The following is a 13370-nucleotide window of genomic DNA, read 5'->3' as shown; positions in this document are numbered from 1 at the left end:
CCCCACAAGAGGAGATCACCATGAGTATCGAACAAATTGCTAACCGCCTGGTCGAGTTGTGCCGTAAGGGTGAATACGAACAGGCGCAGAAGGAACTCTACGCCGATGACGCCGTGAGCATCGAAATGGAAGGCTCGCAGGGCCTGGGCAACGCTAAGGGCTTGGCGGCGATTTTCGAGAAAGGTCACCAGTTCAATGCCATGCTCGAAGCCGTGCACGGCGGCACCGTGAGCGAGCCGGTGATCGCGGGCAACTGGTTCAGCGTGGCGGCAACGCTTGATGCGACGATGAAGGGCCGCGGTCGCGTGAACATGCGCGAAATCTGCGTTTACGGCGTGCGTGACGGCAAGATCTTCCGCGAGCAATTTTTTTACGATCTCGGATAAGCGCGCAACCGGTGCGAAAGCGCAGCGGGCGCGCTGGCGTTCGCTGCGACGGGTTGTTCAGATCGAGGAGAGCGCGCAATTTTTCGTTACCGTTGTGATGACTACCCGCAGTTACCTAATCGTTCGCTGTTCTTTCCCTGTTACGTTGCCAGCGCTCAGAAACTTGGCCTGCGATACGAGCCGCCACCGAATGGCGCGTTAGCATGCAGCCTTTCTCGCGAAAAATCACTGTCCTTCACGAGTGTCAGCTTCGGATCGGAAGCTGACATGACAACGCACGGCTGCGCGAGGTGATCTACTCCTTCAGCCCACGCGCCTTGTCGCGAAACGACCGGGCTTTTTCCTTGTCTCCCGCAGCGTCGTAGGCTTTAGCCAAATTTTCCCAGGCATTTCTAGAGCGCGGAAATATCACCGTATCGAGCTCGAAAACGGGAACGGCCACTTTTGCGTCGAAGTTCTCACGAAGGCTGTTGGCCGTGTCGACAATGGCGCGTTGTAGCGCGGCGTCATCGGTCGGATAAATGGCGCGGACCGATCGCACTTCGGCGGCGGTCGCTGTGTCGTCCTTGGGTGTTGCGAACGCGAATGCTCGCAGGCTTTCCGCTGCGGCTTCCGCCGGAAATTTTTCGGGTGCGATGCGGGCCATGACGCTGTCCACCAGTGTGCCGGACCAAACATTGCGGGCGCTGCCGTTGGTCAGGTACGCGATGGTGTACACGTCGCCATCCAGCGTGCCGTTGAAAAGAATCCGCAGTCGCACGTGCGTGCCTCCGTCGTGACCGACTTCGCTGTAGCTGCCGCTTTCTCCCAGATCCCAGCCCGTGGCGGGCCATATGCGCTCACCGTTGGCTAAATGTTGCGGCTGCCAGAATCCTTGCAAGCTTGCTTTGCCGACCAGTTCGCCGCGACTCATGGCCTGCATGAACAGCGTGAGATCTTCCACTGTGCTGTGGAGTCCTGTGTGTCCGTAACCATACGCAGGCCAGAGTGCATCATCCAATTTCTTCAGTTGCCCGTTGCTTCCGCTATATGCCTTCGCAACGCGCTTTTCGGGCAAAGCGGCCAGTCCCAGCCACGTGTGCTTCATCTTCAGTTTCTCGAAGATGCGCTGCTGCACAATCTGCGGATACGGCTTGCCATAGTGCGCCTCCAGCAGTGCCGTCAGAACCACGTAGTTGGTCTGCGTATAGCGGATAGCCGTGCCCGGTGAAAACAGCAAGGGCTTGCTTGCCAGTGACGACATCATGGCCTGTCGCGTGGCGGGAAATACCGTCTGCGCACTGATGTTGTCGAAGTATTCCGGCACGCCGGACGTGTGGTTGAGGAACTGGCGGATGGTGATGCCGCGCCACGATGCAGGCAAGTCGATCAGGTAGCGGCTTGCGGGGGCATCGAGTTCCAATTGTCCATGTTCGATCAACTGCATGATCAGCGTACTGACCAGCAGTTTGCTCACCGAATGCATGGGAAAGATGTGATCGACCGTGATGCGTTCGTGGGTGTCCACATCGGCCTCGCCGTCGGCGCCGCGAAAAAGCGTCTTGCCGTTATGCGTCACCATCAATGCCTGGCCGGCGATGCCGTAGCGCTGTCCGTTCGCATGCATTTGTTGCGTCAAGGCCGTCGGCGAATCGTCGCCTGCGGAAGCCCACGATGCCAACGGCAGTGCCGTCAGCAGTGTCAACGCGATGAGTCGAAGCGTCCGTCTTGTGTTTCGCAGAGCGCTTTGCCCGAATTCGACGAATGCGCAGCGAGTCGCGGGGTTCATGCCAATACTCCACGTCATACGCGTGCATCTCCAGCAGGTAAGAACATTATTGTCGCCTATCCAAGCCGGCGTGGCGCGGCACGGGCCTGCTCGACGAATCCGGCTTTGATGCACCCTCGTTTCCAGTGGTTTAGATCGGATGCTCTGGGCAGGAGGCTACGGCGATCTACGATCTACTGATCTGCTCGAACACACGCGCTTAGTGCAGTTCTTCATCAGAACGGATGTGCAACGAAGGCAATTGGAAGCGAACCCATGGGATATTCGTTGCCTGCTTTCTGCCAGAAGCGATCGTATGATCACTTGAATGATCCGCCGGCGAACAGGCATTGCGAAAGCTAACGCAGAAGAGCCGCAGCGATCATCGAACGCTGGAATATGCCGGCATTGGCCGGCACGGAATATCGAAGTCGACGTGGTAGTGCTCGTCATGCCGTATCCATGGCTCGCCTTGCATGAACGGTACATTCTTGCGAATCCATGAGCCTTGCTTGGTCGCGTACAGGCGAGGAATGTACGCTTTCTCGAAGATCACTCGGGAAATCCCGATGCCTTGGGCTCTCGCTGCGGCATCGAGTGCGTAGAGATGTTCCGCGATTGCCTCGAAGTCGATGCGCAGATCGTTGTAGCGCGCCTGTGCATCGAACTCGATGCCGTACCCGAACCGGTTGGCGATGCTGGTGGGAAGCGGTACAGACTCGCCGTCTTTGTTCAAGATCGGCACCATGAAATCGACTGCCAATCCGTTTTGATGGGTTCTGTGCGGTCTGATGCGGCCGCCGCCGGCCCAACCCGATTCTGCGTAAACATATTTTTTATTCGGGGCCGACGTTTCGAGCGCCTTATAGGCGGCGCCGATGCTCGCGGCGACTTTGGAATGGACATACGTGCGCCCGAGAGAAACCCCGAGCGAACTGTAGGGCGTGAAGTTGGGGCCGGACTCCGGGATCTGTTGGCCGCCTTCCAGGCGTCCATTACTGGGTGTGCCGTAGCAGATGCTCTCCGCTGCGGCCACATTGGAGCCCGCGAGCAAGATCGTAAGCGCGGCCAAGGAAAGGGCCCCGGATTTCATCCGTGCAAGGCAATATTTGCAGTGAGCAGCTATCGCCGCGAGGGCCGTCGCGTATCGCAGCTTTCTCGAAACGGCGCGCCGGGGCGAATCGCTGGGATACATCGCCTTACCTCAAAAGCCGGGCGAGGGTATGACTCGCAATGTGGCAGCGAACATTGCACGCGCTTCCGCGTCGGTCATGCGCGCGGCGGCGGCTTCTGCTTCCAAGTAGTGCCTGGCATGCGCCGCTGCATCGCCCTCGGCGAAGGCGACATTGGCTGCCACCGCATGAGCAAATGCCAGCTCCCATGGCGCACCTTCGTGTTGGGCGAAGTAGGGCAACGATTTGCTCAGATATTGTGTCGCCGGTCCGGGGAGCTGGAGCAGCGCGTACACGTGAGCAAGCAGCAGCGCAGCGTGCGCGTGATTGCTGGGCTCGCCGACGATTTTCCAGAAATACATCGCCGCATTCGCGGCCTGAAGCATCTCTTCGTCTTCTTCGGGCGAGCGCTGAAGCATTTCGGCGAGCGTCCACGCGCGGTTGTTGGCCTGGGAGGCCAGACGTCTTTGCCAAAGTGCAACGTCTTCGGGAGTGGGTTTTTCAGCCATATGCCGATGTCCGGGGCGTGATGTGCGCCCAATGTTTGAGCTGAGCGGTCGCTGCCACAACGATGTCAGGTACCGCGCGAGTCCGCTGGAATTTGCTTGGTCGGATCATTGACCGCAAGTTTTCATTTAATCCCGATGGACTTGAATGCATCAAGCAGAACATCCGCGATATCGGAGTTGAACGTCGTCAGATTCTCGTCCGGTTTGCCACTCAATTCGAAATCGATGGCTGGGAGTTGGCGCATTCGAACCGTAGAAACGATCTTCGCGCCGCCTGCTAACCGAAGATGCGCTTGTTTGGCGCCCCCAATGGCTAGATGAAATGCTTCCAGAAACTCGTTACCGAAGTCTTTCGATATACGCTTTCTGTCGCCCGTGTATTTATCGCGCAGGCAAGGGAAGTTTTTGAGACGAACCGTGAGCCCACGCGCAGCACCTTGTATCTCCCGAATTACTTCTGGCTCCCACGAGCGCTTTCTAAAAAGATCGAACACGACACTCTCCATGCCCTAACGTTGGAGGCGAGCGGTCACGGCTGCAATTTACCTATGCTACCGCAATCACGCTGCGCAGCGCGCATGAGCGGATAGCTATGCCCTGGGGGTAACCTTGCGCAAAGTGCTCGTGTTTACGATGAGGAAGCCGTCAATGCAGGTGGCGATTGCGAACGCCAAGAGAAAGCTTAGGCCGCCGTAATCTCTTGGCTGCGCAACCAGCGGGAGCCCGCAATACAAAGAAGCAAGAAGCACGACGAACAGAATCTGTTGTCCAAACGGCCGGAGAACGAAGGACGCTTCCGAGCAGCTTGGGCAAACATATGGTCGTCCCAGAGATCTGCACCAAAAGATACTCAGGTTGGAAGCGGGCGTATTGCAGTTGGGGCAGGCTATGCGAGGCATGATTCTTGGGATAAGTAACCACCGTTACGGTGCGCATTGGATTTACATGATCTCGAACATTCAATGCTCAACGCAAATCGTCCATCTCGTACAGGGGCCGGATTTCAATGCTTTAAGAAAGGCTCCGCGATTGCGCGAAGAAGGTCAGTGTATGCGCGGCGCCGGATAGTCGTTGCCCGGCAGCAGCGTGGTCACGTAGGGGCCGTTCCAGTCGCGGTCGAAAATCGAAGTCAGGGTTTTCGCCGGTGCGGTGCCGCGCACGAAAACCGACGCGTCGACCGAGTTGTTGAAGTAGCTCCATTCCCAGTTGCCGGTGCCGATGTAGATGCTGTCGTCGTCGGCGACTGCGTACTTGGCATGTTCCACACGCGCGTAGGGAATAAATCCTTGCGGCGCCAGCGGCAGTTGGCTGAACTTGACCGTGATATTGGGCAGTACGGCCAAGCTCTTCAGGTAGGACTGCATCGGCTGACGCAGTGCCCAATCGGCGACGACGATGCGCACTTCGACACCGCGTGCCGCTGCATCGCGCAATGCCGTATCGACCTCCTGCCACCAGCCTTTGGCGCCGTATTGCTTGATGGCGGAGAGCGTCATCACCTGGATTCGCAGCACATGCCGGCTGGCTTCGATCATGTGTACGAGTGCGGTCTGCTCCGGGGTGACCCAACGCGGCATCAACTGCGGTGGACTGAACGCCGGAAAGGCGATCAGAGGTTCGCCGTTGTCGATGTGGAGCAGCACCGGGTTTTGTTCGCTGGCCGGCGCAAAGTCGGGTGCCTGCACTGCGGCTTCGGCGGCCTTGGGCAGATCGGGATGCTCGGCCAGTTGCCAGTTGAAATCGAACGCCGCAGTGAAAGTCTGGGCGAAACGCGCGTCGCTGATGCGTGCGCCGATCTCGTGTATCTGCTCGAGCGCGCGCCAATCCCAGTTCTGGCTGCCGAGGAACACGCTGAGCCCGTCGACGACCATGAACTTCGCGTGCAGCACGCCGCCGGTGAGTGTGTTTACCGGCAGCACGCGGATCGTGACGCCGTGCAACTGGCGCAGGCGGTCGACGTCGGCCTGGTTGTCTTTGAGAAAAGTCTGATCCACGAGAATGCGTACTTCGACGCCCGCTTCGGCGCGCGCTGTCAGTGCATCGAGCACCGGGCCGAGTGCGCCGCCGCCGGGCTTCTCGGCGATGTAGAAGGCGGCGATGTCGATGCGCTTGCGTGCGCTGCGAATCATGTCGAGCCACACTGCCTGCGTGCGCGGCACGCCGGGCTCGCCATAGATTGTTGCCTCGGGCACGCTTTCGACGATCTGGAACGCCGGCGCGGAAGGCGGCGGCCCCGCGTTGGCGAGGAGCGGAGCGGCGAAGAGAAGGGCACATGCGCAATGGGTGAATTGCCGCAGCCGCGACAGTTTGCGCTGCACAGAGACGAGCGTGTGCGGAGTGTTCATTCGTTGACCGTCCTGTCCATCAATGCGTCGGATGATCGGCAATGGTACAGGTGAGATCCTGCAGTTCGTCGCTATTGCCGCGGTCGCGTTTGGTCGCATCGCGCGCGCTCACTAGGATGAAACCGGGCCGGCGGTCTTCGGAATGCGCGTCGGTGATCGCCAGGCTGTGCAAGGCCCTGGCATGGAATTCTTCGAAATGGCCGAGGCAACGCGGCTGCGGGATTCGCCGTGCCGCGCACACAGTCGTGCACGGCATCGGCGACGAGGGACGATCAGACCGTGAGCGCTTGCTCGACGTCCTGGGTGCTGCGACGGGCCAGGGCTAGGTTGGCCTTGGCCTTGTCGAGCACGACATAGAGGAACAGGCCGGCCTTGGAAACGACCGGACGGATGATGTGGTAGTGCTTGCCGAGGGTGATAAGAATATCTTCGATCTTATCGTTGAGCCCGAGGCCCTTCATTGTCTTGAGCTTGGCTCGAACCACTTCGGTATTGCCGGCGGCGGCGATTTCCAGATCCACGCCCGAGCCCGCGCTGCCAAGCATCATGCCGCTGTTCGAGTCGACCAGGGCGACGCACATCGCTCCATCGACCTGCATCAGCGCTTGCAAAGAATCGTTCAGATTTGCCATGAAAAAATCCTCGTTGAAATTGCAAAATGAATGTGTGCATCGATCGATCAAACCACCCCCAGGGTCGACGCACTTCTTCCCTGGTTTCACCTCCGGCGGCGATGTCGCCGCTGGACGGATTTCGTCAGTGTCCTTCGAGTTCGCGCAAAATCGCTTCGCGGCAGCTGCGCACGGCCCACAGCGCTTGCCCCAGCGTTTCGCGGTTGTCGCAAAGGACTGCCAACACGCGCTTGCGCGCCCCGGTCGAGGCGTCCACCAGCAATAGGCGTCCGCTTTCCGCATCGATCATCAAGTCGCGGCTGCTGCCGATCTTGCTTTCGCGCGAGACCGCTTCACTCAAGGCGGACAGCGAACTGACCATTGCCGCGAGTTTCGCCACCGACACGCTCGAGTCGACGTGCGCGGCGATTTCAAAGCCGTCGGTAGTGGCGATGACCGCGCCGCGTATCCCCGTATGCGTCGCGACCAGGCTATCGACATGGCGTTGGCACACCGCCGCCTCGGCGGCGTAGTCCTTATCCGCAATCGTATTCATTGCACCGTTTTCCCCATCTTTCTTTCAGGACAATGCTTCGTCCGCTTCCGCCGCCTCGATCTGGTGGAACAGGACCTCCAGCATCAGCAGCACATCCTCTCGCCGGCGCACGTCAACGGACATGACGGGCACGGACAACGCCATCTCCTTTGCGGCTTCGCAGAAAGAATCGATACCCGGAACCGGATGCGTGTCGCAGCGCCCCACGCCGACGATCGCGCGCGAACTCGAGACGATGTCGCGAAAAGCGTCGAGATATTCGCGCATGTCCGCCAGCGGATCGGGTGCGCTGTTGTCAATGAGCACGATGACGCCGAGCGCGCCTTCGCTGAGAATTTTCCACATGAAGTCGAAGCGCGACTGGCCCGGAGTGCCATACAGACGCAATTTGTCGCCGTGCGGCAGCGTCACCTCGCCGTAGTCGAGCGCGACGGTGGTGGTTGCCTTGGCATGGGCAGGACGATCGTTGTTCGTTACGTCGGTTTGCACCGGCGGGATTTCGCTGATCGCAGCAATCGCCGTCGTCTTGCCGGCGCCCATTCTGCCGGTGAAGATCAATTTGTATTCTTTCATTGCCGTCGTTCGCGTGATCCTAGATGCCGAGGATCGCGCGAATCGAGCCGAGTACGCCCGAGAAAACTTTGCGCTTTTCCTTTACAACGACTGGCTCTGTCTTCGCGATGACGGAGCCTACCTGCGATACGGGTGCCTTGACCTCGATCAGATCGAGCAAGGCGCAGGCATTAATGTAGGCGCACACTTCGGCCCTCGATATTTTGCCGATCGTTTCCAGTTCGTCGAGCGTGCGCGGCGCGCGGACGAGATACGGAGTCAATCTCAATTCGCCCGGGGTATGGCTCAGCTTGCCGAAATCCGGCCAGCGCTTGAGGTGGAAACGGTCGCTTTCGCCAAGGCCGGGCAGCAATCGGCCTTGAGATCCTTCATGCCCCGCTCGCCACAGCAGCGCGTTGATCGGCTTCGGCAGTGCGCCGGACTGCTCCAATTCGCGAATCTGATGTCGCTTGAGTTGCGCAGTCTTCGCTGCCTGAGCGGAGAGCAGAAGCCGGCTCACGGTCTCCTCATCGTCGGCGGATTCCGTCGTGAAGAAGGATCGCGAAGCGGGAATCACATACAGGACCTGATCGTTCGCCTCGATCCCGTGCACATCGGGACTGCCGTTGGCGAAAAGATCGCGCAGCGCGAGGGCAAACGCGAAACTTCCGTTTTCCGCCCGCGCCGGCTGTGGTTCGGCCTGCGGCCGTGCCCGCTGAGCCAATCGCGACGATGCAGCGTCGAGCAGTGCGATGACGTCGGTAATGCGGATCGGCTCGTTCAATCGCAACTTTTCGCCGGAAACGCGCGTATCGAGATCGGACAGATCGACGAGGATTTGCTTGGCGCCGGACTTGCGGGGTACGGCTTCATTCGGCGTGCCGTTGCCGCAAAGTACGACATCTGCCTCGTTGGAGGCGTCGCAGAACGTCCATGTGTCTTGCGTGCGCGTATTGGAGACGCGCAGCATCGAGCGGAAAAGCAATTCGCTGCGCAAGCGTGCGCCGGATACCGCAACGCGGCGTGTCGACAGCATCGCACTCATTTCTGTACTCCCTTGGACGCCGGACCGACGACACGGTCGGCGCATTCCTGCTGCACGCTGACGTAGTGGGTCAGCTTTCCCGCGGCATCGAAAAGCGGGGAAATGAACACTTCGTTCAAAGACGAAGAACCGTCCTTGCGCACGGTTTCGACGACGACGTGGCAGCTTTGCTGAAATTGAATGGCTTCCGCCAGTTGACCCGCGGCTTCGCCGTTCTTCTGATCGCCTTGGAGAAAGTGGTGGCTGCCGCCGAATGCAGAATCGGCTGGATAACCGGTCAATTGCTCGAAGCGCTGGCTGACGCCCACGATCGGCATATCGGGTTGCCGCGCATCGGCAAGCATGACGGCACTGTTGAGAGCGTCGAGCTGGCGGCGCAGCTCGTAGGCACGGCTGCGCGTCGTGCCAAAGCGGCTTAAGTCGATCACCGAAACGACGCGATATCGATCCAGTTCATTCGACTTGGCAACGGTACGTGCCTGGAAAAGCAAGGTGGTCTGCTTGCCTCCGTCGAGTTCTACCGTGGTCTCGGTCGAGATCTCGTCTGCGTGCACGGAAAAAAGCTCATGCCCGTCGTGCGGAAGTTTCCCGGTGATGAAGAGTCGGCGATACGGTTGCCCGATGAAAATCTCGACAGGTGCGAACAGCGTATGTGCAACCGCCCCTTCCATCATGACGACGTTGCCGTCATCCGCCACGACCAAAAGACCGATGTTGGCCGCGTCCAGTGCGGCGCGGATCAGCCGGTTTTCAAATTGCGTGCCCTCGGTGCTCATACTTTCCGCCCTGTATGGCCTTGGCTACGCGAGACGGTCGGTCGAGCGAATTCAGTCAAATCCAGACGTCGCGCTTCTGACGAAGCACGAAACGCAGACGAACATTCCAAGGCACTTTCCCTGCCCCAAACGGGAAAGGAATACCTGTATTTTGAATAATCGGTCACATATTTTCAACCAAAAAGATGATCTATGTCTCGTTCCTCTTCTTGCGCGCCGTCTTCCGGCGATCGCCCGCGGAGGGGAAGGTCTACGCCCGTTGCAACTGCGCCCGAGTAAATACGATCGATTGCAAGCAGAACACGTAACCACGCCTCAGCTTCCACGAAGGGTCGGTCGCCTGGGGAAAGTGGAAGTTCGCCGAAAAGCGGAGTGCGTTCGCGTTGAAGCAGTCCGAGGCGGGGGGAAGATCGATGAAGGCCGTCGCGAGATGGACAGCTTGCAGGCCGCGTTCTACGAACTGGTATGGAAAGTTCGGCCGCCTGGGCGTACCGGAGCCGCATTGGTTGCGGCGGCTTGAATCGGCGTAGGGACTTCGTCGCTATGCGCTGCTCGAAGGCCCCGCCGCCGCGCAAGCGGACAGCGGAGTGGCGAAAACAAGATTCGTAGTGTCGCGGCCGAATTGCTACAACCCCGACGTTTCGCAGGGGGCGAGTCGGATGCGCAGTAAATCTTCATGTGTCGACGCGACTGTCTGTCAATGCGCGACTTCATCGGCGACGGCGCAGTCGAGATCCTGCAGTTCGTCGCTATTGCCGCGATCGCCTTTCACTGCATCGGCACGCGCACTGAGCAGGATGAAGCCGGGCTGGCCGTCGGCGGAGCGCGCGCCGGTCATCACCAGGCTGTGCAGCGCCATGCGATCGCCGGCGGAAAGTGCGGACGCCAACGATTTGAACGGGTTGATCGACAGCGACTCGCCGGCGGCCCATCTCGCCCGATATTTCTGCCCGTCCGGCGGCAAAGGCTGCGGCAGCGTCCGCCACTGTTCGTCGAGCGTCGGCAGCAGTCGCCGCAGCGCATCGCGCACCTCGGGCCGGATGCAGCCTACGTGCAAATGCAGGTGATCCTGCGAACGGCCTTGGGTGGAGTTCACGATCACCACGAGTGCGTCGCGAGGCAATGCGAGATGCCGGGCCGCTTCAACGTAAAAGCGCGCGTTCCAGGCGTCGGCGAAGTAGTTCGGTGCGTCCGCTGCGAGCAGAGCGGGACTTTCGATGCCAGTGATGCGCGCCAACGGCATTACCAAATACTGGAAACGTCCGCTGCGGTCTTTGAGAACGGCGTAGCCTTGCGCCGCGCGCTCGGCGGCATCGACTTCGGCGCAGGGTGACGGCGGATAGGTTGCTTTCGCGGCTGCCGGTACGCAGATGTCGTGGACCAGATGCCAGAGCTTGCTGCGCGATTCGTTATGCGCATCGTCGGTTTGCGGCTCTGCCGCATGCAGAATCGAGCACGCGCCGATCGAAGCAGCGACGGCGAACGCTACGGCGGGAAAAATGCGGGCGAGCATCATCGGCATATCGATGGCAGTTGCTGCAATTCATCGCGGATGGAGGCGACCAGCCGGGCGCTCATGCGCGCATCGACGGGGGAGCCCTCGCGCAGCGCGTCGGCGCAGGTGACGCGCAAACGCCGGCGCAGTGTGGCGCGCAGCCCGGTGCATTGCCAAGTACGCTCGGTGTTCAGCGGCAGCGCGGCGTAGACGACCGGCGTGCACGGATCGGCGGCGCGCTCGCGCAAGTCGCGGCCGGCGATGTCGGACGGCGGTGAGTCGAGATCGGGCGTGAAGTAACTGTCCGGGAACATGGCCGCGTAGCGTTCCAGATCGAGGTCCATCGCGAACTTGCCGACGGCGACATGCACGATCGTCCCACAAGGCGCGGTCGCCGCGAGGCGGCTGACCAGAGCGTAGGCAGGATGACGAAGCTCGGGATGCTCGGTCAGCGCGGTCTTGGCGTCGGCGAGTACCGGCACGCCGGCGGCGATGGCCATGCGCGCCAATTCGTGGGCATGTGCCGGCGCGCAGCGGTCGCGCAGACTCGCGGCCAACAGGAAGCGGAAATCGCTGGCGAAATCTTCGCGCGCGAGCAAGAGTGCACCGAGCGCATTGCGTTGCGCCGGCTCGATTGCGTCGCCGCCGTCGAGCGGCGCGTCTGTTGCATCCGTGACCGACGCCATGGCCGTTGCTGGCGTCTGCCGCGATGCACGCCCCGGCGCACCGATTTTCCAGGTGTACAGAATTCCTGCCGCAAGGATGACCGCGGCGAGCGCGGCCGGCGGCACGACGCGGCCGCGGCGGTGAGCAGGCAGCGGGACACGCGTCACGAAGCCTGCCGGTGGTCCGCTGTCCATACGGGAAGCGGATCGGGCAGCCGTGCCCATGCGGCCGGACCGGCGCGCCATTCCGGTTCGCTGAGCAGGCAGTCGTCGAGCGCGCTGCGGATCGCGCTTTCGGGCAGGTCGACGCCGATCAAGACGAGTTCCTGGCGCCGATCGCCATAGGGCGTTCGCCATTGGCGCGTCAGCGCCGCGCGCTGTTCCGTGTCGGGCAACTCATCGGCAGTCGGCGGCCGCGTGTCGGCATCGGCGCGTACGAACGGCAGGCGAGGCAGGCTATGGCGCGAACGATGCGCGCTCGCCCACCAGTGGCCGGCCGGCCGCGTCTGCGTGGCGCCGCCGGCCACGACGAGTTCGCCGACCCAGTCCATGCGGCTGGCTACCCAGAAGAAACCCTTGGCGCGCAGCACGCCGGGAATTCCGCGCAGCAGCAAGTCTTGGAAGCGCGCCGGATGGAACGGCCGCCGCTGCGCATAGACGAAACTGGTGATGCCGTAGGCCTCGCTTTCCGGCGTGTGCTGGCCGAGCAATTCCTTCGCCCAGCCCGGCGCGGTCTGCGCGCGCTCGTAGTCGAACAGGCCGGTGTCGAGCATCTGTGCGAGCGGTACGCGGCCATGTTCGGCTTCGACGATGCGTGCATCGCGATTGAGCGCGCGCAACACGCGGCGCAGCAAGCTGCGCTGCTCGGCATCGAGCAGGTCGCACTTGTTCACCACGATCACGTCGGCGAACTCGACCTGCTCGGTGAGCAGATTGACCAGGGTGCGCTCGTCGCCTTCGCCGGCCGTTTCGCCGCGATCGAACAGGCGGTCGGTCGAGCCGAAGTCGGCGAGGAAGCGGCTGCTGTCGACAACGGTGACCATGGTGTCGAGGCGCGCCACGTCGGCAAGGCTGAAGCCGTCCTCGTCGCGCACATGGAAGGTCGCCGCCACAGGCAACGGCTCGCCGATGCCGGTGGATTCGATCAGGAGGTAGTCGAAGCGGCCCTCGGCGGCGAGGCGGCTCACCTCGCGCATCAAGTCGTCGCGCAAGGTGCAGCAGATGCAGCCGTTGCTGAATTCGACGAGCTTCTCTTCGGTACGGCTCAGCGCCGCGTCGCCTTCGCGCAGCAGGGCCGCATCGATGTTGATCTCGCTCATGTCGTTGACGATCACCGCGACGCGGCGGCCCTCGCGATTGGCGAGAATATGGTTGAGCACGGTGGTCTTGCCGGCGCCGAGGAAGCCGGACAACACAGTGACGGGCAACTGCAGCGCGGTCATCGTGCGGCCTCCGTGCGAGTCGTATCTGATGAGGTCCGATTGGGCGCTGCGGCGTTGCATACGCACTGC

The 13370-nt window shown here is 61.2% G+C and carries 15 protein-coding genes; 1 reads left to right on the top strand and 14 read right to left on the bottom strand.

The genetic code is table 11. From position 1 onward, the window contains the following. Positions 1–20: 20 nt before the first annotated feature. A complete protein-coding gene (locus FFS30_RS08735) occupies positions 21–386 on the top strand; it encodes a SnoaL-like domain-containing protein (protein WP_137912765.1) in 366 nt (121 codons plus the stop codon). Between the two features lie 295 nt (positions 387–681). Here FFS30_RS08735 and FFS30_RS08730 read toward each other — a convergent pair whose 3' ends face one another. From FFS30_RS08730 to FFS30_RS08665, 14 genes are all read right to left on the bottom strand, one after another. Continuing rightward, complete coding sequence (locus tag FFS30_RS08730; RefSeq protein WP_171014526.1) at positions 682–2154, bottom strand: serine hydrolase domain-containing protein; 1473 nt, start codon at positions 2152–2154, stop codon at positions 682–684. Positions 2155–2515: 361 nt separating this feature from the next. Beyond that, positions 2516–3328 (bottom strand): penicillin-insensitive murein endopeptidase, encoded by an 813-nt coding sequence (locus tag FFS30_RS08725; RefSeq protein ID WP_212742443.1) that lies wholly within the window; start codon positions 3326–3328, stop codon positions 2516–2518. Positions 3329–3337: 9 nt separating this feature from the next. Beyond that, the gene (locus FFS30_RS08720; RefSeq protein ID WP_137912763.1) at positions 3338–3814 is read right to left on the bottom strand and encodes a hypothetical protein; all 477 of its coding nucleotides are present in this window, start codon (positions 3812–3814) and stop codon (positions 3338–3340) included. Positions 3815–3936: 122 nt separating this feature from the next. Continuing rightward, complete coding sequence (locus FFS30_RS08715; RefSeq protein WP_137912762.1) at positions 3937–4308, bottom strand: hypothetical protein; 372 nt, start codon at positions 4306–4308, stop codon at positions 3937–3939. Positions 4309–4857: 549 nt separating this feature from the next. Further along, the gene (locus FFS30_RS08710; RefSeq protein ID WP_137912761.1) at positions 4858–6159 is read right to left on the bottom strand and encodes a phospholipase D-like domain-containing protein; all 1302 of its coding nucleotides are present in this window, start codon (positions 6157–6159) and stop codon (positions 4858–4860) included. A 19-nt stretch (positions 6160–6178) separates the two neighbouring features. Further along, positions 6179–6415, bottom strand: a complete 237-nt coding sequence (locus FFS30_RS08705; protein WP_137912760.1) for a CDP-diacylglycerol diphosphatase — start codon at positions 6413–6415, stop codon at positions 6179–6181. 16 nt (positions 6416–6431) lie between these two features. After that, the gene (locus tag FFS30_RS08700; protein WP_137912759.1) at positions 6432–6791 is read right to left on the bottom strand and encodes a hypothetical protein; all 360 of its coding nucleotides are present in this window, start codon (positions 6789–6791) and stop codon (positions 6432–6434) included. A 124-nt stretch (positions 6792–6915) separates the two neighbouring features. Beyond that, on the bottom strand, positions 6916–7326 hold the full coding sequence (locus FFS30_RS08695; protein ID WP_137912758.1) for a roadblock/LC7 domain-containing protein: 411 nt from the start codon (positions 7324–7326) through the stop codon (positions 6916–6918). 24 nt (positions 7327–7350) lie between these two features. Next, positions 7351–7884 (bottom strand): ATP/GTP-binding protein, encoded by a 534-nt coding sequence (locus FFS30_RS08690; RefSeq protein ID WP_249352324.1) that lies wholly within the window; start codon positions 7882–7884, stop codon positions 7351–7353. 34 nt (positions 7885–7918) lie between these two features. Beyond that, positions 7919–8923, bottom strand: a complete 1005-nt coding sequence (locus FFS30_RS08685) for a hypothetical protein (protein ID WP_137912756.1) — start codon at positions 8921–8923, stop codon at positions 7919–7921. Continuing rightward, positions 8920–9699 (bottom strand): PAS domain-containing protein, encoded by a 780-nt coding sequence (locus tag FFS30_RS08680; RefSeq protein ID WP_137912755.1) that lies wholly within the window; start codon positions 9697–9699, stop codon positions 8920–8922. Before FFS30_RS08680 ends, FFS30_RS08685 begins: the two co-directional genes overlap by 4 nt. 697 nt (positions 9700–10396) lie before the next feature. Further along, positions 10397–11215 (bottom strand): CDP-diacylglycerol diphosphatase, encoded by an 819-nt coding sequence (locus FFS30_RS08675; protein ID WP_171014525.1) that lies wholly within the window; start codon positions 11213–11215, stop codon positions 10397–10399. After that, complete coding sequence (locus tag FFS30_RS08670; RefSeq protein ID WP_137912753.1) at positions 11212–12027, bottom strand: hypothetical protein; 816 nt, start codon at positions 12025–12027, stop codon at positions 11212–11214. Before FFS30_RS08670 ends, FFS30_RS08675 begins: the two co-directional genes overlap by 4 nt. Continuing rightward, complete coding sequence (locus FFS30_RS08665) at positions 12024–13301, bottom strand: GTP-binding protein (protein WP_137912752.1); 1278 nt, start codon at positions 13299–13301, stop codon at positions 12024–12026. Before FFS30_RS08665 ends, FFS30_RS08670 begins: the two co-directional genes overlap by 4 nt. Positions 13302–13370 lie beyond the last annotated feature (69 nt).

This window comes from Rudaea sp. 3F27F6 (assembly GCF_005503555.1).
Lineage (GTDB): Bacteria > Pseudomonadota > Gammaproteobacteria > Xanthomonadales > Rhodanobacteraceae > Rudaea.
Note: the sequence above shows the minus strand (reverse complement) of the source record. Positions and strands in the feature narration are given on the sequence as shown.

Bases quoted from the DNA above. Each gene is read 5' to 3' on its own strand.
- FFS30_RS08730 (WP_171014526.1), bottom strand. From the start codon at position 2,154: ATGAACCCCGCGACTCGCTGCGCATTCGTCGAATTCGGGCAAAGCGCT.
- FFS30_RS08725 (WP_212742443.1), bottom strand. From the start codon at position 3,328: ATGTATCCCAGCGATTCGCCCCGGCGCGCCGTTTCGAGAAAGCTGCGA.
- FFS30_RS08705 (WP_137912760.1), bottom strand. From the start codon at position 6,415: ATGCCGTGCACGACTGTGTGCGCGGCACGGCGAATCCCGCAGCCGCGT.
- FFS30_RS08685 (WP_137912756.1), bottom strand. From the start codon at position 8,923: ATGAGTGCGATGCTGTCGACACGCCGCGTTGCGGTATCCGGCGCACGC.
- FFS30_RS08680 (WP_137912755.1), bottom strand. From the start codon at position 9,699: ATGAGCACCGAGGGCACGCAATTTGAAAACCGGCTGATCCGCGCCGCA.
- FFS30_RS08720 (WP_137912763.1), bottom strand. From the start codon at position 3,814: ATGGCTGAAAAACCCACTCCCGAAGACGTTGCACTTTGGCAAAGACGT.
- FFS30_RS08700 (WP_137912759.1), bottom strand. From the start codon at position 6,791: ATGGCAAATCTGAACGATTCTTTGCAAGCGCTGATGCAGGTCGATGGA.
- FFS30_RS08735 (WP_137912765.1), top strand. From the start codon at position 21: ATGAGTATCGAACAAATTGCTAACCGCCTGGTCGAGTTGTGCCGTAAG.
- FFS30_RS08675 (WP_171014525.1), bottom strand. From the start codon at position 11,215: ATGATGCTCGCCCGCATTTTTCCCGCCGTAGCGTTCGCCGTCGCTGCT.
- FFS30_RS08710 (WP_137912761.1), bottom strand. From the start codon at position 6,159: ATGAACACTCCGCACACGCTCGTCTCTGTGCAGCGCAAACTGTCGCGG.
- FFS30_RS08695 (WP_137912758.1), bottom strand. From the start codon at position 7,326: ATGAATACGATTGCGGATAAGGACTACGCCGCCGAGGCGGCGGTGTGC.
- FFS30_RS08665 (WP_137912752.1), bottom strand. From the start codon at position 13,301: ATGACCGCGCTGCAGTTGCCCGTCACTGTGTTGTCCGGCTTCCTCGGC.